Origin of the sequence: Streptomyces sp. GMY02 (assembly GCF_019056675.1) — a bacterium.
Taxonomy (GTDB): Bacteria; Actinomycetota; Actinomycetes; order Streptomycetales; family Streptomycetaceae; genus Streptomyces; species Streptomyces odonnellii.
Window position 1 is genome coordinate 1237466 of sequence record NZ_CP077658.1, and the last position, 18858, is coordinate 1256323.

General features: G+C 70.3%; 16 protein-coding genes and 1 pseudogene. 7 read left to right on the plus strand and 10 right to left on the minus strand.

Going from position 1 to position 18858, the window contains the following annotated elements:
* Positions 1–95 precede the first annotated feature (95 nt).
* The 4 genes and pseudogenes from pdhA (at position 96) to KQY30_RS05135 (ending at position 4370) form a co-directional block, all read left to right on the plus strand.
* Positions 96–1202 carry a pyruvate dehydrogenase (acetyl-transferring) E1 component subunit alpha gene (gene pdhA / locus KQY30_RS05120; protein WP_217305768.1) on the plus strand — a complete coding sequence of 369 codons (1107 nt, stop codon included), beginning with the start codon at positions 96–98 and terminating at the stop codon, positions 1200–1202.
* A 3-nt stretch (positions 1203–1205) separates the two neighbouring features.
* A pseudogene (locus tag KQY30_RS05125) lies at positions 1206–2222 on the plus strand (alpha-ketoacid dehydrogenase subunit beta); the annotation flags it as partial.
* Positions 2219–3577 (plus strand): dihydrolipoamide acetyltransferase family protein, encoded by a 1359-nt coding sequence (locus KQY30_RS05130; protein WP_217305770.1) that lies wholly within the window; start codon positions 2219–2221, stop codon positions 3575–3577. The pseudogene KQY30_RS05125 and the gene KQY30_RS05130, both read left to right, overlap by 4 nt.
* Before the next feature lie 43 nt (positions 3578–3620).
* Positions 3621–4370, plus strand: coding sequence for an enoyl-CoA hydratase/isomerase family protein (locus KQY30_RS05135; protein ID WP_217305771.1), 750 nt, complete (start codon positions 3621–3623; stop codon positions 4368–4370).
* A gap of 83 nt (positions 4371–4453) precedes the next feature.
* Here KQY30_RS05135 and KQY30_RS05140 read toward each other — a convergent pair whose 3' ends face one another.
* The 6 genes from KQY30_RS05140 to KQY30_RS05165 form a co-directional block, all read right to left on the minus strand.
* On the minus strand, positions 4454–5434 hold the full coding sequence (locus KQY30_RS05140; RefSeq protein WP_217305772.1) for a TIM barrel protein: 981 nt from the start codon (positions 5432–5434) through the stop codon (positions 4454–4456).
* Positions 5431–7038, minus strand: coding sequence for an FAD-dependent monooxygenase (locus KQY30_RS05145; RefSeq protein ID WP_217305773.1), 1608 nt, complete (start codon positions 7036–7038; stop codon positions 5431–5433). Before KQY30_RS05145 ends, KQY30_RS05140 begins: the two co-directional genes overlap by 4 nt.
* Positions 7035–7952 (minus strand): fumarylacetoacetate hydrolase family protein, encoded by a 918-nt coding sequence (locus KQY30_RS05150; RefSeq protein ID WP_217305774.1) that lies wholly within the window; start codon positions 7950–7952, stop codon positions 7035–7037. The genes KQY30_RS05145 and KQY30_RS05150 overlap by 4 nt, the downstream gene beginning before the upstream one ends.
* Positions 7953–7968: 16 nt before the next feature.
* The gene (locus KQY30_RS05155) at positions 7969–9699 is read right to left on the minus strand and encodes a dihydroxy-acid dehydratase (protein WP_217305775.1); all 1731 of its coding nucleotides are present in this window, start codon (positions 9697–9699) and stop codon (positions 7969–7971) included.
* Entirely contained in the window at positions 9699–10634 is a 936-nt protein-coding gene (locus KQY30_RS05160; protein ID WP_217305776.1) for an NAD(P)-dependent oxidoreductase, read from the minus strand. The genes KQY30_RS05155 and KQY30_RS05160 overlap by 1 nt, the downstream gene beginning before the upstream one ends.
* 92 nt (positions 10635–10726) lie before the next feature.
* Positions 10727–11269, minus strand: coding sequence for a YbhB/YbcL family Raf kinase inhibitor-like protein (locus KQY30_RS05165; protein ID WP_217305777.1), 543 nt, complete (start codon positions 11267–11269; stop codon positions 10727–10729).
* A gap of 75 nt (positions 11270–11344) precedes the next feature.
* Between KQY30_RS05165 and KQY30_RS05170 the strand changes: the two genes are divergently transcribed.
* The 3 genes from KQY30_RS05170 (at position 11345) to KQY30_RS05180 (ending at position 13535) form a co-directional block, all read left to right on the plus strand.
* Positions 11345–12007, plus strand: coding sequence for a GntR family transcriptional regulator (locus KQY30_RS05170; protein WP_254406955.1), 663 nt, complete (start codon positions 11345–11347; stop codon positions 12005–12007).
* Positions 12008–12061: 54 nt separating this feature from the next.
* Positions 12062–12916 (plus strand): hypothetical protein, encoded by an 855-nt coding sequence (locus KQY30_RS05175; RefSeq protein ID WP_217305779.1) that lies wholly within the window; start codon positions 12062–12064, stop codon positions 12914–12916.
* Positions 12917–13103: 187 nt separating this feature from the next.
* Complete coding sequence (locus KQY30_RS05180; protein ID WP_217305780.1) at positions 13104–13535, plus strand: PPOX class F420-dependent oxidoreductase; 432 nt, start codon at positions 13104–13106, stop codon at positions 13533–13535.
* A 108-nt stretch (positions 13536–13643) separates the two neighbouring features.
* Here KQY30_RS05180 and KQY30_RS05185 read toward each other — a convergent pair whose 3' ends face one another.
* Genes KQY30_RS05185 through KQY30_RS05200 form a run of 4 tightly spaced genes read right to left on the minus strand, consistent with a single transcriptional unit; the run spans position 13644 to position 18815 of the window.
* Positions 13644–14528: an anchored repeat-type ABC transporter permease subunit gene (locus tag KQY30_RS05185; RefSeq protein ID WP_217310747.1), complete on the minus strand. Its 885-nt coding sequence runs from the start codon at positions 14526–14528 to the stop codon at positions 13644–13646.
* Positions 14528–15433, minus strand: coding sequence for an anchored repeat-type ABC transporter ATP-binding subunit (locus KQY30_RS05190; RefSeq protein WP_254406956.1), 906 nt, complete (start codon positions 15431–15433; stop codon positions 14528–14530). Before KQY30_RS05190 ends, KQY30_RS05185 begins: the two co-directional genes overlap by 1 nt.
* The gene (locus KQY30_RS05195) at positions 15430–17226 is read right to left on the minus strand and encodes a TIGR03773 family transporter-associated surface protein (RefSeq protein WP_217305781.1); all 1797 of its coding nucleotides are present in this window, start codon (positions 17224–17226) and stop codon (positions 15430–15432) included. Before KQY30_RS05195 ends, KQY30_RS05190 begins: the two co-directional genes overlap by 4 nt.
* A complete protein-coding gene (locus KQY30_RS05200) occupies positions 17226–18815 on the minus strand; it encodes an anchored repeat ABC transporter, substrate-binding protein (protein ID WP_254406957.1) in 1590 nt (529 codons plus the stop codon). Before KQY30_RS05200 ends, KQY30_RS05195 begins: the two co-directional genes overlap by 1 nt.
* Positions 18816–18858 lie beyond the last annotated feature (43 nt).

Sequence of the window (18858 nt, forward strand, 5' to 3'; positions counted from 1 at the left end):
TCGGCAATCCCTCTCTTGTTATGGCTACCGCTTGAACAGTTATACCGGAGCAGGCCACGATTCGCGTGTCAAGTGTCCAGAGAAAGCGGTGCAGCATGTCCGTGAAGGCTCTCCGCCAAGCGGTTGACGGCCTCCTCCCCTCACTCGCGCCGGTGCGATTCGTGGCCCCCGACGGCAGGCCCGTCAAACCTCCGGCGGGTTATGCCGAACCGGCGGACGAGCTGCTGCGCGAGGCCTATCGCCGCATGGTTCTCGGCCGCCGGTTCGACACCCAGGCCACCGCCCTGACCAAGCAGGGACGGCTCGCGGTGTACCCGTCGAGCCGTGGCCAGGAGGCCTGCCAGATCGCCGGTGTCCTGGCGCTGCGCGAGCAGGACTGGCTGTTCCCGACGTACCGCGACTCCGTCGCCCTGGTCTCCCGCGGTATCGACCCCATCGAGGTCCTGACCCTGCTCCGCGGTGGCTGGCACTGCGGTTACGACGCGGCCGCCACCCGCGTGGCTCCCCAGTGCACTCCGCTGGCCACTCAGACGATCCACGCCACCGGCATGGCCGAGGCGCTGCGCCGCAAGGGCGAGGACAGCGTCGTCATGGCCTTCATCGGCGACGGCGGGACCAGTGAGGGCGACTTCCACGAAGCCCTCAACTACGCCGCCGTGCTGCGGGCACCGGTGGTGTTCTTCATCCAGAACAACAAGTACGCGATCTCCGTACCGCTGTCCCGGCAGACCGCCGCGCCCTCACTGGCGTACAAGGGCATCGGGTACGGGGTGCCGTCGGAGCAGGTCGACGGCAATGACCTGGTCGCTGTCCTGTCGGTGCTGCTGGCCGCGGTGGAGCACGCGCGGTCGGGCGAGGGACCGTTCCTGGTCGAGGCGCACACGTACCGCATGGAGGCCCACACCAACGCCGATGACCCGACCCGCTACCGGCCGCAGCGGGAGGTGGAGGAGTGGGGCACCGCGGATCCCCTGGCCCGGCTCGAAACATATCTGCGGGGACGGGAACTGCTCGGTGCCCAGGACATCGAGGAGGCGAAAGAGGCCGCTGAGGCCTTCGCCGCACGGGTCAGGGCCGGGATGAACACCGACGTCGAGGCCGATCCGATGGAACTGTTCGACCACGTCTTCGCCGAACCCACCCCTCAACTGCTGGAGCAGCGGGCCCAGCTCGCCGCCGAGCTGCACCCCCAGGAGGACTGATCCATGGCCTCGATGACGATGGCCCAGGCGCTCAACAGCGCGCTGCGTGACGCGCTGCGCGCCGACGAGCGGGTGCTGGTCTTCGGCGAGGACGTCGCCGCGCTGGGAGGCGTGTTCCGGATCACGGACGGGCTGACCAAGGAGTTCGGGGAGGACCGCTGTTTCGACACGCCCCTGGCCGAGGCCGGGATCGTCGGCCTCGCGGTGGGCATGGCGATGGGCGGGTTCCGGCCCGTGGTGGAGATGCAGTTCGACGCCTTCGCCTACCCGGCGTTCGAGCAGATCGCCTCGCATGTGGCCAAGCTGCGCAACCGGACCCGCGGGCGTCTCTCCCTGCCCCTGGTGATCCGCATTCCGTACGCGGGCGGCATCGGCGGGGTGGAACACCACTGCGACTCCAGTGAGGCCTACTACGCCCACACCCCGGGCCTGAAGGTCGTCTCCCCCGCGACGGCCGAAGACGCCTACTGGCTGCTGCGGGACGCGATCGACGACCCGGATCCCGTGATCTTCATGGAGCCCAAGCGGCTGTACTGGTCGAAGGAAGAGGCCGATACGGAAACTCGTCAGGCGCCGCCGTTCGGACGGGCGGTCGTGCGGCGGAAGGGGCAGGACGGCACGCTCCTGGCCTACGGTCCCTGTGTCTCCGTCGCCATGCAGGCGGCCACGGCCGCGGCGGAGGAGGGGATCAGCCTGGAGGTCGTCGACCTGCGCACCATAGTGCCCTTCGACGACGAAACGGTGACGCACTCCGTGCGCAAGACGGGCCGGTGCGTCGTCGTGCAGGAGGCCCAGGGATTCGCCGGTGTCGCCGCCGAGATCACGGCCCGTGTCCAGGAGCGCTGCTTCCACTCCCTGGCCGCGCCGGTCCTGCGCGTCACCGGCTTCGACATCCCCTATCCCCCGCCGAAGCTCGAACACGCGCATCTTCCCGGCGTCGACCGTGTGATGGATGCCGTCGACCGGCTTCAGTTCGACGACGAGCCCGACGTCCGCCATCTCGTCCGGGGGGTGTCATGACGGCGACCAGCATCGGTTCGGAGCAGTTGTTCCGAATGCCCGACCTCGGTGAAGGCCTGACCGAGGCCGAGATCACCGAGTGGAGAGTGGCGGTCGGCGACACGGTCGAGATCGACCAGATCGTGGTCGAGGTGGAGACCGCGAAGGCAGCCGTCGAGGTGCCGGTCCCCTACGCGGGCACCGTCGTGAGGCTGCACGCCGAGGCAGGGGCGTCCGTCGGTGTCGGTGAGCCTCTCATCTCCGTCGGCGCCGCGGCTCTGCCTCCGGCCCCCGAGGACTCCGCGCAAGCGGCGGCGGCTCAGTATCGCGAGGAGGAGCAGGCCGGCTCGGGCAACGTACTGATCGGGTACGGCACCGGGCACGCCCCCACCGCGCGACGCCGCCGACGACGCGGCACCCCTGCGGCCTCCACTTCGGCACCGACAACGGCACCGGCCGCCGCCAGTCCCGCCGGTCACGCCGGCGCCGACGGACTCGCCCCGCGTGTGATCTCCCCGCTGGTACGCAAACTGGCCCGGGAGAAGAACGTGGACATCACGGCACTCGTGCCCAGCGGCCCGTACGGGGTGATCCAGCGCCGGGACGTGGAACGCGCCGTCACTCAGGCAGTGGACGCCACGTCCGCTGATCCCGGGACCGCGGTCGCGGACCGTCAGGACCCGGTGGTGGAGCGGATCCCGCTGCGAGGACTTCGCCGGGCTGTCGCGGACAAGCTGTCCCGCAGCCGCCGGGAGATCCCCGACGCGACCACCTGGGTCGACGCGGACGCCACCGCACTGCTGGAGACGAAGAACGTCCTCCAGGCCGCCGACCCGGATCAGGGCATCGGTCTGCTCGCCCTCCTGGCCCGTATCTGCGTCGCCGGCTTGCGGCGCCATCCCGAGCTGAACTCGACGGTCGACACGGACAACAACGAGATCGTCCGGTTCCCCCATGTCAATCTCGGCTTCGCCGCTCAGACGGAACGAGGACTGGTCGTACCCGTCATCCGGGACGCCCACCTCCTGACCACGGCACAGATGGCGGCCGAGTTCAAACGTCTCACCGGTCTGGCGCGTTCGGGCTCCCTGCCACCCGACTGCCTGACCGGTGGGACCTTCACCCTCAACAACTACGGCGTGTTCGGTGTCGATGGCTCGTCGGCCATCATCAACCACCCCGAAGCGGCCATCGTCGGCTTCGGACGCGTCATCGACAAGCCGTGGGTGGTGGGCGGCGCTCTCGCCGTACGCAAGGTCGTCCAGATCTCCCTCAGTTTCGACCACCGCGTCTGTGACGGCGGTGTGGCGGGAGGCTTCCTGCGCTACGTGGCCGACCGTGTCGAAAGCCCGACGACGCTGCTGGCCGATGTGTGACGGCCGTGCCGGAAGCAACACACAACGCGAAGGTGGAACGGGTATGACCCCCGGCTACGAGACACTGCTGGTCGACGAGAAGGACGACCGCGTCGTCGTCACACTGAACCGTCCCCACGCCCGCAACGCCATCAACGCGCGCATGGTGGAGGAACTGCACCAGGTGTGCGGTCTGCTGGAGCGACAGCCGCGTCTGCTGCTGCTGACCGGACAGAACGGGGTGTTCGCCGGCGGCGCCGACATCGGCGAACTCCTCCGTCGCGGTCGGGACGAGGCGCTGCGGGGCATCAACAGCCGTCTCTTCGAACGCCTCCGCCATCTGCCACTGCCGACCGTGGCGGCCCTCGACGGATGGGTGCTGGGCGGCGGGGCGGAGCTGTCGTACGCCTGCGACATCCGTATCGCGGGCCCGAGCACGGTGTTCGGCAACCCGGAACCGGACCTGGGCATCATGGCGGCCGCCGGTGCCTGCTGGCGCCTGGCGGAGCTGGTGGGTGAGTCGCTCGCGAAGCAGGTGCTGCTCGCGGGCCGCCGCCTGGACGCCTCCGCCGCTCTCGCGGCGGGGCTGGTCGCCGATGTGGTGCCGGCCGACCAACTGCTGGCGGAGGCACACGCGTTGCTCGACCGGATGGCACGGTCGTCCCTCACGGCCCTGCGGCTGACCAAGCTGGTCGTGAACGCACCCGCGGCGCACCCCGTCGCGGACGATCTCGCCCAGGCCGTGCTGTTCGAGGGGCCGGACAAGCAGGACCGTATGACACGTTTTCTCAGCGAGCGCGGAAAGTCCCGCTGAGCGACGCCCCCGTGGGGCCCGGCCGACCGGGATCGGGCCTCTGACCCGATCCCGCGTCTCCCCAATGGCCGCGAGGGCCTCCCTCACCGCCCGGCATTCCGCCCTCCTGCATCATGCCCGGAGGAGGTCCGCCGGGACGGTCCATGGTGACCGGACGGGTGGACGCGAGGGTCGAGGCCAGCTCGACCACCGCAGCCGGACGGCGCGGTCTCACCGGAGACGTTCGCAAACGAATGGCGTGAAGCGAAGGAACGTGCGTCGGCGGGCGAGCCGGGGAATTCAGGGCCGAAGGTGAATTCCAGCCCGATCAGCCCCTCGTAAGCGACTTCCCGGAGGGCCGTGATGATGCGCACGAAGTCCAGGCCACCAGTGCCCGGACAGGTGCGATCCGGGATATCGGCGAACTGAACATGCAGGCATTCCTTGGCGTATCGGGCTATGGCCTGGGAAGGGTCCTGCCCTCTACGCGCCACATGGTAGACGTCGAGGAGGATTCCCGTGTTGAGGGCTCCGGCCTGCCGGGCTCGCCGGACGACATCAACCGCGTCTTCCACGTCGGGCAGCAGATAAAGAGGGTTGTCCGTGGGGTTGAGTGCTTCCACGAGTACGGAGATGCCGCGGGCCCGAGCACAGCGGGCGGCGAAAAGCAGGTTGTCGAACGCGGTGCGGTGCTGGGCGCTTTCGCTGTGGTCCGGCAGACGGTTGCCGTACGGCAGATTCAGCAGGCGGCAACCGGCCTCGGCGGCGAACTCCACAGCAGCGACGATGCTGTCCCGGCAGAGTTGCCGCCGGTCGGGATCGCTGAGGATTCCCCGTTCTCCCGCCGTGAAGTCACCTGCCGCGATGTTCATGCACACCAGTCGCGTACCGGCCGCCGTCAACGCCGTACGCAGGTCCTCGGTCTGCTGCCTGGTGGGGTGGGCGGTGGGAAACGGCCACCATGTCTCCACGAGGGAGAATCCGGCGGCCGCCGCGGCATCGATGCGCGGGACCAGGGCGTGGTCCCGCAGCGGAGGCAGTGAAAGGTTCAGCGCATACCGGTCGTCTACGCTGTCGGTCGTCATCCTCCGTCCCCGCCCAGCGTTCTGCGCAGGGCGTCCGTGATGAGCGGCGTGTGGAGTCCCGGGTCCGCCTCGTTGTGCGTCCACGCGATGTGGCCGTCGGGCCGGACGAGGACGGCTCCGCCGGGGGCCATGCGGTACAGGCGGGCGAATTCCTCCGGATCCACATCACACTCCGCCCCGGGTACCTGGACGGTCCGCAGGGGCAGTTGGAGGTGTTCGCCGATCTGTGTGGCGGCTGCCCGCCAGTCCTGGCCCCGCGATCCGTACAGCAAGGTGAAGTGCCCGTCGAGCATGTCGAGGATGGAGCGCCGCTCACCCTCGGACCGCAGCCACAGATGCGGTGCCCGGCGGCCGACGGCCGCGGCGAAGGGTTCGGCGTCGTCGTCGGCGTCCGGACCGGGAGCGAGGGCTCCGTCGGTGTAGCGGAAGGCGAGGTCCCGCTCCAGTGCGGCGAGGTGTGCGCGCTGCCGGTCGATGGGGGCGCCGGCAGGAGCTTTGGTGACGATGCGTTCCCAAACGGCGTCGAATCGCTCGGCGTTCTCCTTGCTCCACCGGGCGTTGGAGCACGCGACCGGGCGCCGCTCGGACTCGTAGGTGTCGAGCAGTTCCTGCGAGGCCAGTCCCCGGCGTACCAGATCGATCTTCCACACCAGGTTGTGCACGTCCTGCACCCCGGTGTTGAGGCCGAATCCGCCGGTGGGCGGGAAGACATGAGCCGCGTCCCCGGCCAGGAAGACGGAGCCGGCCCGGTAGCGCTCGGCCACGCGCGCTTCCACCGCGTAGGTGGCGGCGCTGATGATCTCGGCCGGGCACGGCTCGCCGACAGCGGCCTCGATGAGGTCGTGGGCCTGCGGCTCGGTGAGAGTGCCCGGATGTCCGCCGTCCTTGCTCCGCATCCGGAAGGTGAGCCAGCGGGTGTGCCCGTCGACCGGGGCCACGGTCACGAACCCGCCGTCCTTCGCGGCCGTCAGGAACTGGATGGCGGTCCGGTCACCGAGAAGTGCGGAGATGTCGCCGTGCCAGTAGACGCTCTGCCAGTACCCGACGGTCTCGCCTTCCATGGTGATGCCCAGTGCGGCGCGGGTGGGACTGGCCGCTCCGTCGCAGGCGATCACATGACGTGCCGTCAGTTCCCTGGGTGCTCCCCCGGCGGTGGGTTCGAGGACGGCACGCACCTGGTGGTCCTCCTGTGTCAGCCGGCTGACCGTGGTGCCGAAGAGCGCCTCGACTCCGGGGGCCGTGGCGACTCGCTCGCGCAGGATGCGTTCGAGGGTGTCCTGCGGGACACGGCACGTGCCGGACGGCCCCAGGGTGGTGTCCTCCTGGCCGGGCGGGGTACGGCCGTACTCCTCGCCGGCGAGCGAGTCGCAGTAGACGAAGCCGTACTGGGGGCCGGGGATGGCCCGGGCCCGGATTTCCTTCTCCAGCCCCCAGAAGCGGAACAGTTCCATGCCCCGGTCGCGCACCCCCCGCGCCTTCGGGTGGGCGTAGGGCTGGGGGAACTTCTCCACGATGGTGCAGGGGATGCCGTACCGGGAGGCGAGCAGCGCGGCGCTGAGGCCGACCGGACCGCCTCCGACGACCAGCAGGTGTGTCTCGTTCACCGGGACACTCCGGCGGCGTCGGCGATCGGGGTCTCCATCACGCCCAGCCCGCTGATCTCCATACGGACCACGTCCCCGGCGAAGAGGAAGACCGGAGGATTCTGGAAGGCGCCGCAGCCCGTGGTGGTGCCGGTGTAGATGATGTCGCCCGGCGAGAGTTCGAGGACCTTGCTGAAGTCGGCGATCAGGCCCGGGATGTCGACGATCATCTCGGAACTCCAGCCGTCCTGACGCAGCTCTCCGTTGACCCAGCAGCGGAGACGGAGATTGTGCGGGTCGGGGATCTCGTCCTTGGTGACCAGCCACGGCCCGAACGGGGCTCCGGTCGGAATGCCCTTGGCACGGGTGATCTGGGAGTACAGAGGGCTCAGGCCGATGTCCTTGAACGCCATGTCCCGTGCGGTGACATCGTTGCCGATCATGTACCCGGCCACGTGGTCGTACGCGTCCTCGCGGGCGATGCGGTGTCCGCCGCGCCCGATGACCACGGCGATCTCCGTTTCGTAGTCGAGCTGTTCGGATCCGGCGGGACGTACGAGGGCGTCGTGCGGGCCGATCACGGTGTTGGAGGGCTTGAAGATCAGCAGGGGCTCGGAAGGGGACGGGGCGTTCTTCTTTCCTGATGCCTCGTCCACGTGCGACTGGTAGTTGCCGCCCGCGACGATGATCTTCTCCGGCCGCGGAACGGGCGGCCCCAGACGGGTGGAGGTGACGTCGACGGTCTCGGCCGGATCCCGCAGCGCCGATTCGACGATGGGCTGGAGGAAGGGGAGGAAGGCCAGGATCGCGTTGATGTCCAGCGTGGGCAGGCCGGCCCTGGCAAGCACCGGTGCCAGCGGCATGATGCGCTGCTGGTCGTCGAGCAGAACGCCGGGCTGTTCACAACGGGGAGGCCCGAAACTGACGATCTTCACGGCACGTCTCCTCAGATCAAGGACGGTCGGCGGGTACGGCGGGTACGGCGGGCGAGGGCTCCGCCGTCGCGGTCAGGAAGTCGAAGTCGCAGCCCTCGGGGGCTTGTGTGATGTGTCGCCGGTACAGGGCGGCGTAGCCGCGGCGGGGTGCGGGGGCGGTGACTGCCGGGGTGCGCCGGGCGAGTTCCGCTTCGTCCACGTCCAGGTCGAGGCGGCCGTCGAGGGCGTCCAGGACGATGGGATCGCCGTCGCGGACGAGCGCGAGCGGGCCTCCCTCGGCCGCCTCCGGTGCGACATGGAGGACGACGGTGCCGGTGGCGGTGCCGCTCATCCGGGCGTCGGAGATCCGTACCAGGTCGGTGACGCCCTTGTGCAGCAGCCTTCTGGGAATGGGCAGTTGGCCCACCTCGGGCATTCCGGGGCCGCCGACTGGGCCGGCCCCGCGCAGGACGAGGACGGAGTCCTCCGTGATGCCGAGGCCGGGGTCGTCGATACGGGCATGGAGGTCGGCGACTCCGTCGAAGACGACAGCCGGGCCGCGGTGCCGCCACAGGCGCGGATCGGCCGCGGAACGTTTGAGTACGGCTCCCGCCGGCGCGAGGGTGCCGTGGAGCATGGCCAGTCCGCCTGCCGCGAAGACCGGATCCGCGGCTGTACGCAGCGCGGGACTGTCCCGGTGTGTCACACGGCTCAGGACCTGGGCCCAGGTCTCCCCTGTTCCGGCGAGCGCGTCGGTGTGCAGCAGGGGCTGGAGCTCCTTGAGCACGGCGGGCAGTCCGCCGGCCTCTTCGAGGTCTTCCAGAAGGTGCGGCCCCGACGGGCGCACCTGTGCCAGGACCGGTGTGGACCAGCTCCACTCGGCCATGGCGCGCATGCCCAGCCGGTGGCCGATCCGGCCGGCGATGGCTTCCAGGTGGATGACGGCGTTGGTCGAACCGCTGACCGCGCACAGCATCCGGAAGGCGTTCTCCAGTGCTGCGGGGGTGACGAAGTCGGTGGGGGGCTGCCCGCCGCGGGCCCGTTCCACAGCACGGCGCCCGGTCTCCTCGGCGGCAGCGGCTCGGGCACCGCTGGTCGCGGGGAGCAGGCTGGAACCGGGCAGGGACATGCCGAGGGTCTCGGCGATCATGGCCATGGTGACGGCGGTGCCCAGCACATTGCAGGTGCCCACACCGGGCACGAGGAGACCCTCGACGGTCTCCCATTCGTCCTCGCCGAGAGCACCGGAGCGACGGCGGTCCGACAGCGTCCACAGGTCGTCGATGGTCAGGGGCGCACCGTGCAGGCGGCCCACGGCGCGGGGCCCCGCCGTGACCGCCATGGCGGGCTTGCCCGCGCTGATCGCCCCCATGAGCTGGGCGGGTACGGTCTTGTCGCATCCGCCGAGCAGGACGACCGCGTCGATGGGCGACGAGCTGATCATTTCCTCCACGTCGATGGCCATGAGGTTGCGCAGGTAGAGGGTGCTGGGACGGATGAACGGCTCGGCCAGGGAGATCGTGGGGAACTCCAGCGGGAATCCACCGGCGGCGACGACGCCCCGCTCGACCGACCGGGCGAGGTCGCGCAGGCCCGCGTTGCAGGGGTTGAGTTCGCTGAAGGAGTTGCAGATGCCGATCACGGGCCTGCGGCGGACCGCCGCGGCGCTGTGTCCGGCTCCTCTCATGAAGGCACGGTGAATGAATCCGTCACGGTCGGGCGAGGAGAAGACGTCGCCGTTGCCCTTCTTGGTGTCGTTCTGCGACATCAGTTCGCCTCCGCCGTAGAGGAAGGTGCGCGCGTGGAGGAAGGTGCGGGTGCGGACGGCTCGCGGTCGTAGGCCCTGGCGAGCTGCGCGATGTCCCCGCTGCCCGCACCGGCGTCCGTCAGTGTGGTGAAGACCCGCCGGGCGGCCGGAAAGACCCGCAGCGGGAGATCAACTGTTGAGGAGAGTTCGGCGACCGCGTCCTGGACCGCGGACAGGCCGCCGATGGTTGCTCCCGTGGGCGCCGTGGAGGGCGTGAGGGCCGCGGGAAGGCAGTAGTCCAGCATGGCACTCGCCGCCCAGCCCGACATCAGGACGTTTTTGGCGAGCCGCGCGGGAAGCCCCAGCCGGTCGACAAGGGCCGCTGCTTCGGCAGCGGCCGCCACATGGACGCTGACCAGGAGCTGGTTGACGAGCTTGAGCTCCAGTCCCGTACCCGCCGCTCCGACATGGATGATTTCCCGGCAGTAGGCCGCCAGCAGCGGCCGAACTGCTTCGATGTGCTCGGCTCGGCCGCCGGACATGCACGTCAGCTCCCCCAGGCGCGCACGCCGCGGGCCTCCCGTCACCGGGGCATCCACAAACCCGGCGCCGCGCTCCGCGGCCCGTTCGGCGAGATCACGGGCCACTCGTGGGGCGAACGTGCCGTGTTCCACGAGCAGATGGTCCGCCTGAACTGCGGCGATGATCCCTTCCGGGCCGAGGTAGACCTCCTGGACCGCCTTCTCGTCCAGGAGGCAACCAATGATCACGTCACTGTCGGCCGCGAGCTGCGCGGGAGTTTCCGCCGACTCGGCTCCGGCCTCGATGAGGGGTGCCACCTTGGCTCGGCTACGGGCGTGGACAGAGAGGCGGTGGCCGGCGGCCAGCAGCCGCCGGGCCATCGGAAGCCCCATGACGCCGGCTCCGACGAAGCCGACCCTGGGCAACACACTCACTGCTGCTCCCTCCCGCTGGTATGCGAGAAAGATCGTGGAGTATTGCTGAGATGTCAATAGTGTCTTACAGATATATTTCTCATACGTCGGGATCAGGTCGCTGGGATCTCCGCGGTGGCGACGATCGTGGCCCGGCCCAGGATGTGCGACGCGATGGTGAAGCCGAGGAACGCCGGGGTGCCCTCGGCGGGGACGCCGATGTCCGCCACGTCCAGGGCGTGCACGGTGATGAAGTAGCGGTGCGGGCCGTGACCGGCCGGCGGGGCGGCGCCGACGAAGCGGGCCATCCGGGCGTCGTTCGGTAGCTGGAAAGCGCCGGCCGGCAGGCCGGAACCACTGTCGTCCCCGGCTCCCTCGGGGAGATCGGTGACCTCGGCCGGGATGTTGGCGACGGCCCAGTGCCAGAAGCCGGACTGCGTCGGCGCGTCCGGGTCGTACACGGTCACCGCGTAGCCCCGCGTGCCCTCGGGCGCGCCCGACCAGCTCAGTTGCGGCGAGCGGTCCTCGCCGCCCGGAACTCCGAACATGCCGGACATCTGCGCGGCCGGCAGCGCCTCGCCGGTCCGCACACTGGCGCTGGTCACGGTGAAGGCGGGCGCCGACGGCAGCCCGGCGAAGGGATCGTTCCCGTTCATTCCCTGGTGTTCCTCTCCTCGGGATCTCAGAATCGATTATTACATGGATAATCGATTATGCGGTACGGTGGACTCATGACGGGACGCGGATCACCATCGGAGCGGCTTTACACCACGCTGCGCGCGGCCATCCTGCGCGGGCTGTTCGCGCCGGAGCAGGCGCTCAAGCCGCAGGAACTGGCGAACACCGAGGGGGTCAGCCTCGCCGTCGCGCGCGAGGCCCTGCTCCGGCTGGTGGGCGAGGGGCTGGCGACCCGGCTGCCGAACCGGGGGTTCGCGGTCCCGGCAGTGAACGCCGAGCGCTGGCAGCAGATCGCGGAGGCGCGTGCCGTCACCGAGCCGGTGATGCTCCGGCTGTCTATCGAGCGGAGCGGGGTCGACTGGGAGGTACGAGTCCGGGCCGCCCACCACCACCTCGCCCGCACGCCGTTTCAGGAGCCTGGCGGTACGTTCGTATCCGACGAGTGGTCCGAGGCGCACCGCCGGTTCCACCGCGCGCTTCTTGAGGGCTGCGGCAACCCGGTGCTTCTGGACGGCTTCGACCGCATGTGGACGGCGAGCGAGCTGGCGCGGCGCTGGTCCGGCGCCATCGTCCCGGAGCGGGACGGCACGAAGGAGCACGCCGCTCTGGAGGCGGCCGCCCTGAGCCGGGACGCCGATCGCGCGGCCGGCCTGCTCGCCCGGCACATCCTGCGTACCGCCCAGAGCCTGACCGTGCGCACCGCACACGAAGACTGACCTCCGCGGCAGCCCGGACGAATTCAGCAGCCAAGACGAGTTCAGGAGACACACATGGACACGACCGCCGGCCGTCGCTGCCACGGCGTCGTCAATCCCCTGCACACAGCCATGTACTTCGCACCCGAGCCGGCGGACCAACTCGCGGCGCTCGGGCTGGAGCGAGGGGCCATGGCCTACTTCGCGGGCCGTGCGGCCCCGCTCGGAACGGTCGGCGCGGGCACGGTCACGGCGACGTTCTACAACTTCAACCACGAGCACGTGGCGCGGCACATCCCCGCGGCATGGACGCTCACCACGCCGGAGGCGGTACTCGCCGCACGGCTGCGCGGGGCGGACGGGACGCTGCGGCGGCTGCTCGGGGACGAGGCCCTCGCGTCGAAGGAGATGGCGGAGGCGGCCGAGCTGGCGCTGCGCGCCACCGAGGCGTGCCGCCGCGAGGGACGGCCGCTGTACGCCGCGAACGCCGACCTTCCTGTACCCGAGGAGCCGCATCTGGCCATGTGGCACGCCGCCACACTCCTGCGCGAGCACCGGGGCGACGGCCACCTCACCGCTCTGACGGTGGCCGGCCTCTCCGGGATCGAGGCGCTGGTCCTGCACAACGCCACCGGCAGAACAGTGACGTCGGCCGTGCTCAGGCAGACCCGCGGATGGTCCACGGAGCAATGGGCCTCCGCCCGGGACCGGTTGCGCGAACGCGGTCTGCTGGACGGAGCGGGGGACCTCACCGAGGCGGGCGCGGCCCTGCGCGGTGAGGCCGAGGCGCTCACCGACCGCCTCGACACCGCCCCGTACGACCACCTCGGCCCGGCCGCCACCGCGCGCCTCACCGAACTGGCCGACGGCTTCACCCGCGCGGCGAGGGCCGCGGGCGCCTTCCCCGCACAGCTCTTCGGCAAGGGCTGAGACGCCCGGCCGCGTGGTGTGTCAGGTCACCGGGCCCTGGCGGTAGGCGTGGACGACTCGCGGCCCGTGGAGGACGGCGGGTCCGGCGAGGACGGCTCCGGCGAGGCGGCGGCCCGTGGGCTCGCAGGCGCCTTGATAGCGCTGCGTAATCAGGAATACACGGAAACGGCTACGGGTTGAGATCCGCATGACGGATACGCAATTCGACCCGCGCGCACTCCTCGCGCAAAGCCGGCTCGGTGTGCTCGCGACGATCAAGTCCGACGGCCGCCCCCAACTCTCCCCTGTCATGCCGTCCTACGATCAGGCCTCCGGTGTCATCCAGGTGTCGACGACCGAGGGGACCGCCAAGTGCGCGAACCTGCGTAGGGACCCGCGAGCCGCACTGGAGGTGACCAGCCAGGACGGCTGGGCATGGGCCACCGCCGAGGGCACGGCCACAGTTGTCGGGCCCGGGACCGACCCGCACGGTCCCGAAGTCGAGGCACTGGTCGACTACTACCGCAACGCCGCCGGTGAACACCCGGACTGGGACGAGTACCGGTCGGTCATGGTGTCCGACCGGAGGGTCCTGATCACCATGACGGTCGACAACGTGTACGGCACCAAGCTCCGTTGACAGCCGCCGGGCGCGTGGACGGTACCCGTGTCCATGCCGCCCGCACCTGGCCGGGCGCTGATCCGGTACCCCTCGATGGTGCCCGGATCAGCGCCTTACGCAGTCGCCTTACGCAGTCGGTGACGGACTCTCCGACGTACGCGCCGTACGCGCGCTCCGCAGCCGCAGTGCCCTGGCCAGGGGGCCGTGGCGTGGTGCCAGGCACCATACGATCGCGAACACGCCTGTCAGGACGACCACGACCGAGCCTCCGGCCGCGAGGTCGTAGGCGTACGACACATAGAGTCCGGCCACACTCCCGGCGCAGCCGATCGCCGACGCCAGCAGGGTCATCGCCCACAGCCGTTCCGTCAGCATGCGTGCCGTCGCGGCCGGGGTGATGAGCAGGGCCAGGACGAGAATGTTGCCGACGGCCTCCAGCGACATCACGATCGTCGCCGTGACGACGACGTACAGCGTCAGATCCAGTCGCAGTACGGGCAGTCCCGCCGCCCGCGCCGTCTCCCGGTCGAGCGAAACGGCGATCAGTTCCTTGCGCAGTACCAGCACCATCGCGACAAGCACCGCGCCGATCCCGGCCACCGTCCACACGTCGCCCGAACTCACGGCCAGCACCTGTCCGAAGAGGAACGACGACAGGTCCGTCGTCCAACTGTCCCGGGTCGACACGAGCACGATGCCGAGCCCGAACGCGAACGCGAAGAACACGCCGATGACGGTGTCCTCCTTGAGGCGCCGGTTCTGCGAGACGACCGCGATGAGCACGGCTGTGGTGATCCCGGCAGCCGCCCCGCCGAGCAGCAGACTGCCGTTGAACGCGTACGCGAGTGCCACCCCCGGAAACGCGGAGTGCGCCACCGCGTCGCCGATGAACGCCATCCCACGCAGCACCACGAACACACCGACGACACCGCACACCAGCCCGACGACCGCGGCGACCGCGAACGCCCGCTGCATGAAGGGGAGTTGCCAGGGCTCCAGCAGAAACTCCATCACGTCGTCACCGCCTCGGCCGGGGCGGAACCGGAGCCGAGCCCAGAACCGGTGCCGACACCGGATCCGATGCCGGTGCTGGTGCCGGTGTCGGCGCCCGTGGTCGAGGCTGCCGCGTTGATCGCCCGGTCCAGCCCGAAGGCCCGCAGCATCTGCTCCGGGTCCGACAGCAGTCCGGGACCGCCCTCGGCCACCACACTCCGGTTCAGCAGCACCACGCGAGTGCAGGAGCGGGCCGCCGCGGCCAGGTCGTGGGTGGTCATCAGCAACGCCCGCCCCTCCTGCGCCAGCCTCGCGAACAGGGCACCAAGCACGTCCTGTGTCGGTACGTCGACTCCGGTGAACGGCTCGTCCAGCAGCAGTACATCCGGTTCGGTGGCCAGGGCGCGGGCCACCAGGACCCGCTGCCGCTGTCCGCCCGACAGTTCACCGACGGGGCGCCTCCGCAGTGCCGTCAGCCCCGTACGCTCCAGCGCCTCGTCGGCCGCGGCCCGGTCGCGGGCCTCGGCCCGCCGCAGCCAGCCGATCTGCCGGGTACGTCCCGAGAGCACGGCACCCCGCACATCGACGGGGAAGTCCCAGGCGAACTCGTGCCGTTGGGGCACGTAACCGATACGCGCCCGCGCGGTGACGGTGCCGGATGCCAGGGGCAGCAGGCCGAGGACCGCCCGTAGCAGCGTCGTCTTCCCGGCGCCGTTCGGCCCGAGCAGCCCGACGAGTTCGCCTTGGCGCACCACGAGCCCTGCTTCGCACACCGCGAGACGTCCGCCGAGTCGCACGGAGACGGCGTCGACGGTCAGCGGCGCGGGCGGGGCCGCGTCGGCGCGTTCAGCCGCAGAAAGGGCGGTGGGCACGCCCGCAGGCGCGTCGCCGGACGCGCCGGCAGGTCCGTCGGGCGGTGTCATGCCGTCCCCCGCCGGCCGCGCCGCGTCACGACCACGAAGCCCGTGCCGGCCGCCGCCAGCCCGGCCGCCGTAGCGCCGATCAGGAGAAGACCATCGGCCCCGGTATGCGCCATCGACCCGGACTTCCCGCCGTCCGCCGTCCGCACCCCGTCACCACCGCCGTCGGCAGCACCGCCACCGTGATTGCCGGCCGACGAAGCCCCGCCGTCGGCACCGGAGTCCGCTCCCGGCACCCCGCCGCCCGGCGAATCGGGCGAAGCGTCACCCGAGTTCCCCGTGCCGCCGCCAGGCTGAACCGTGTTCGGATCGGTCTCCCCCACCACGAAGGCCACCGTCTCCGTGTCGCTGACCGGGCTCCCGTTCGCGAGTGTGCCCGACATGGTGAACGTCAGCCGGTACACGCCTTCCTTGCCGAAGGCCCAGCCGCCGTGCGCGTGCGTGTTCTGCGGTACGTCGAAGGTGTCGGGCACACCGTCGCCGCTGTTGAACCGGATGGTCGCGCCGGACATCCCGTCGTAGTTGTAGAGCGCGAAAACACCGGGTCCTTCGGCCTTGGCCAGCTTGAATCCGACAGTGCCCTTCGTCTTTCCCGGCTCGATGTTCTCCGTGGACCAGCCGGGCCACAGCTGTCCGTCCTGCTGGACCTGGTCGAGCAGCCACACCGGGTCGCCCGGCCTGCCGAGGAACGCGAAGTCGTCGCCGTCCGGGATCTCCTTCTTCGCGGCGGGCTTGACGTGCAGAACCACCGACGACGGCTCCCGCCAGGTCGTCTTCCCGGCCACCGTGCCGTCCTTGATGTGGATCTGCATCTTCCCGTCGACAATCCGGGCCGCGAAGTCGATGTGCCCGTTGTCGAGCACCTTCCTGGTGGTGTCGGCCTTTCCCCCGGCTCCGCCCTCGGCGGTCTCCTGAGCAAGCCGTGCCTCCGACACCTGTGCTTCCCGCCCCTGTGCCGCCTGCGTCTCTGCTGCCTGCGTCCGTGCTTCCGAGAGCTGCCTCGCCGCCGACGTCAGTGCGCGCACAGGGCTTTCCGGTGCGTGGCTCTGCGCGGGGGTCGCCGTGCCCGTGGCGTCCTGCTGAGCCGTCGGCGGAACGGACGGCCGGGACGGCATCGCGGGTGTGTGCGCGGTGTCGCCCCCGACCCGTACCTCGTACCGTACGGACGCCGCGAGCACCGCACCGTCCCGTTCCCGCGCGGCCGCGGTGAACGTCAGTGTGTACACCCCGGCCGCGTCAAAGGCCCATCGGGTGTCGCCGCTCGCGCCGGTCGGCAGGTCGTAGCCGTCCGGCAGACCGTCCGCGCTGTCGAACCGCGCCAGCGGACGCGCGCCCGTCGTCTCGTACACGGCGACCGTGCCGGGCCCGTCCACGGCTGCCAGCGACCAGCGCACCGTGTCGTCCCGTACACCGCCCGGCGCGATGCCCGAGGTGTCCCAGGGCGCGTCCGTGATCTCCCAGACCTGTGTGCCCGGTGTGCCGAGGAACGCGTACGCAGGGTCGTCCGGCACCGGCGTCCGGTGTGTGTCGTCGATCGTGACGAGCCCGCCGCGCCCCAGTCCGAGCCCCTGCTCCCCAAGGGTGATCCGCGCCTGCGGAACCGCCGCCACCGCCTCCGGAGCGCCGTCGGCCGCCTGAGCGGTGGCCCCGTTTCCCGGTATCACCGCGACGGCGACGGCCATCGAAGCGGCGGCGGCCGCCACGAGTCGTGCGCCGGTCCCCTTGCGCGCGCCACCGGTACCACGCGTACCCCGTGTGCCGTGTCCGTCGTGCGTGTCCCGTTCGCCCGTCACCATCAGGCAGTCCTCCCCAGGCACCGGGCCAGCTCGCCCGCGTTGTGCCGCATCATCGATATGTAGTCGTGGATCTTGTCGTCGAACGAGTCGCCGTAGATGGTGCAGACCCGTACGCCCTCGTCCTGGGCGACCTGGCGCAGCACATCGGCGCGTGCGGCGAGATTCGGTTCCAGGAAGACGGCCGGGATCCGTTTCTCGCGGATGGTGTCGCCGAGCGCGCGCACTTCGGCCGCACTCGGCTCCTGGCTGGGAACGGGTACGACGAAGCCGACGACCTCCATGGCGTACGCCTTCGCGAGATAGCCGAAGGCGTCATGCGTGGTGATGAGCTTGCGGCGGTCCGCCGGGATGGCCGCGAGCCGTCGGGCGACCTCCTGGTCCAGCGCGCCGAGCCGCTTCAAGTACCGTGCGGCGTTGGTCTCGTAGACCGTGCGGCCTGCTGGATCCGCCTTGATCAGTTCGGCCTCGACGCGTCGTACGTACGCCTCGGCGTTGGCGACGTCCTCCCAGGCGTGCGGGTCCAGGTCGCCGTGCACATGCTTGCCCAGCACGGCCTGCGGCAGTACCCACACATCGGCGCCGGGCGTTCCGAGGAACCGGAAGGCGTCCCCCTTCGGCACCTGCGCCCTGGCGCGATCCGGCACGGACATCACCACCTCGCCGGCCGGGTGATGGGTGCGTTCCCCGGTCTCCGGGTCGTCGACGCGTACGTACACCTGGCCCTGCTCGGCGTTGAGCGCGACATCGGCGTGCCCGCTGTCGAGGACCGTACGGCCACTGGGCGCGCCGGGTGACGCCGACGGAGCGGATGACCCCGGCGCACCGGACCCGGCCGGTGCGCCGAACCCGTCCGGTGTACCGCCGACCTCGAAGGTCACTGTGCCGCGCCCGATCTCCGCGGTCTTCCCGTCGAGTGTCTCGGTCCGGCCCTCGACCGTCAGCCGGTACGTGCCGGGCTTGCTGAACGACCAGTTGACATGTGTGTGGGCCTCGGGCGGCAGTGTGAAGGAGTCCTTGGCGTCAAAGCCGTCCGTGGAGTCGACATAGCTCGTGGGCCGGCCGAGTGTGTCCGTCAGATATACGTGCAGATCGCCGGGCCCGGTCATGCCGACGGCGGTCGTACGCACCTGGGAACCCTCGCCCGCGACCTCTCCCTCCACTGCCCAGCCCAGCCAGAGCACATCGAGCCCGAGGTCCTCCTTGAGCTTGATCACCGAGCCGCCGTACTTCTCCAGCGTCTCGGTGATGGCCACCTTCGGGACATCGTCGCGGGTATTGGTGTGGACCATCTTCATGATCCCGGGCTCTTCGAGCAGCAGTCCGTTGCTGAACACGAGATCGGCGCGTGCCACCTTGGCCGCGTCGCCGGGGCTGGGCTCGTACGAATGAGGGTCGCCGTGGTGCGGCACGATCGACGTCACATCGACCCGGTCGCCGCCGACCTGGCCGACCAGGTCCGCGATGATGGCGGTGGTGGCCGAGACGGTCAACGCGCTGTCGGACGGGCCTGGTTGTGAGCGTCCGCTGCACGCGGTGAGCAGTGCGGACACCACGACCAGCGCGGCGGACATGCGGAGTGGGGCCCGCATCGGGCTCCCCCTTTCCTGAGTGTGGAGGGGCGGGGTGTGGAGG

What these genes read in the sequence shown, in the direction of transcription:
- KQY30_RS05195 (WP_217305781.1), bottom strand. Translation starts at nt 17,226, where the DNA reads ATGGTGACGGGCGAACGGGACACGCACGACGGACACGGCACACGGGGT.
- pdhA (WP_217305768.1), top strand. Translation starts at nt 96, where the DNA reads ATGTCCGTGAAGGCTCTCCGCCAAGCGGTTGACGGCCTCCTCCCCTCA.
- KQY30_RS05135 (WP_217305771.1), top strand. Translation starts at nt 3,621, where the DNA reads ATGACCCCCGGCTACGAGACACTGCTGGTCGACGAGAAGGACGACCGC.
- KQY30_RS05140 (WP_217305772.1), bottom strand. Translation starts at nt 5,434, where the DNA reads ATGACGACCGACAGCGTAGACGACCGGTATGCGCTGAACCTTTCACTG.
- KQY30_RS05175 (WP_217305779.1), top strand. Translation starts at nt 12,062, where the DNA reads ATGGACACGACCGCCGGCCGTCGCTGCCACGGCGTCGTCAATCCCCTG.
- KQY30_RS05165 (WP_217305777.1), bottom strand. Translation starts at nt 11,269, where the DNA reads ATGAACGGGAACGATCCCTTCGCCGGGCTGCCGTCGGCGCCCGCCTTC.
- KQY30_RS05200 (WP_254406957.1), bottom strand. Translation starts at nt 18,815, where the DNA reads ATGCGGGCCCCACTCCGCATGTCCGCCGCGCTGGTCGTGGTGTCCGCA.
- KQY30_RS05180 (WP_217305780.1), top strand. Translation starts at nt 13,104, where the DNA reads ATGACGGATACGCAATTCGACCCGCGCGCACTCCTCGCGCAAAGCCGG.
- KQY30_RS05155 (WP_217305775.1), bottom strand. Translation starts at nt 9,699, where the DNA reads ATGTCGCAGAACGACACCAAGAAGGGCAACGGCGACGTCTTCTCCTCG.
- KQY30_RS05130 (WP_217305770.1), top strand. Translation starts at nt 2,219, where the DNA reads ATGACGGCGACCAGCATCGGTTCGGAGCAGTTGTTCCGAATGCCCGAC.
- KQY30_RS05185 (WP_217310747.1), bottom strand. Translation starts at nt 14,528, where the DNA reads ATGGAGTTTCTGCTGGAGCCCTGGCAACTCCCCTTCATGCAGCGGGCG.
- KQY30_RS05170 (WP_254406955.1), top strand. Translation starts at nt 11,345, where the DNA reads ATGACGGGACGCGGATCACCATCGGAGCGGCTTTACACCACGCTGCGC.
- KQY30_RS05190 (WP_254406956.1), bottom strand. Translation starts at nt 15,433, where the DNA reads ATGACACCGCCCGACGGACCTGCCGGCGCGTCCGGCGACGCGCCTGCG.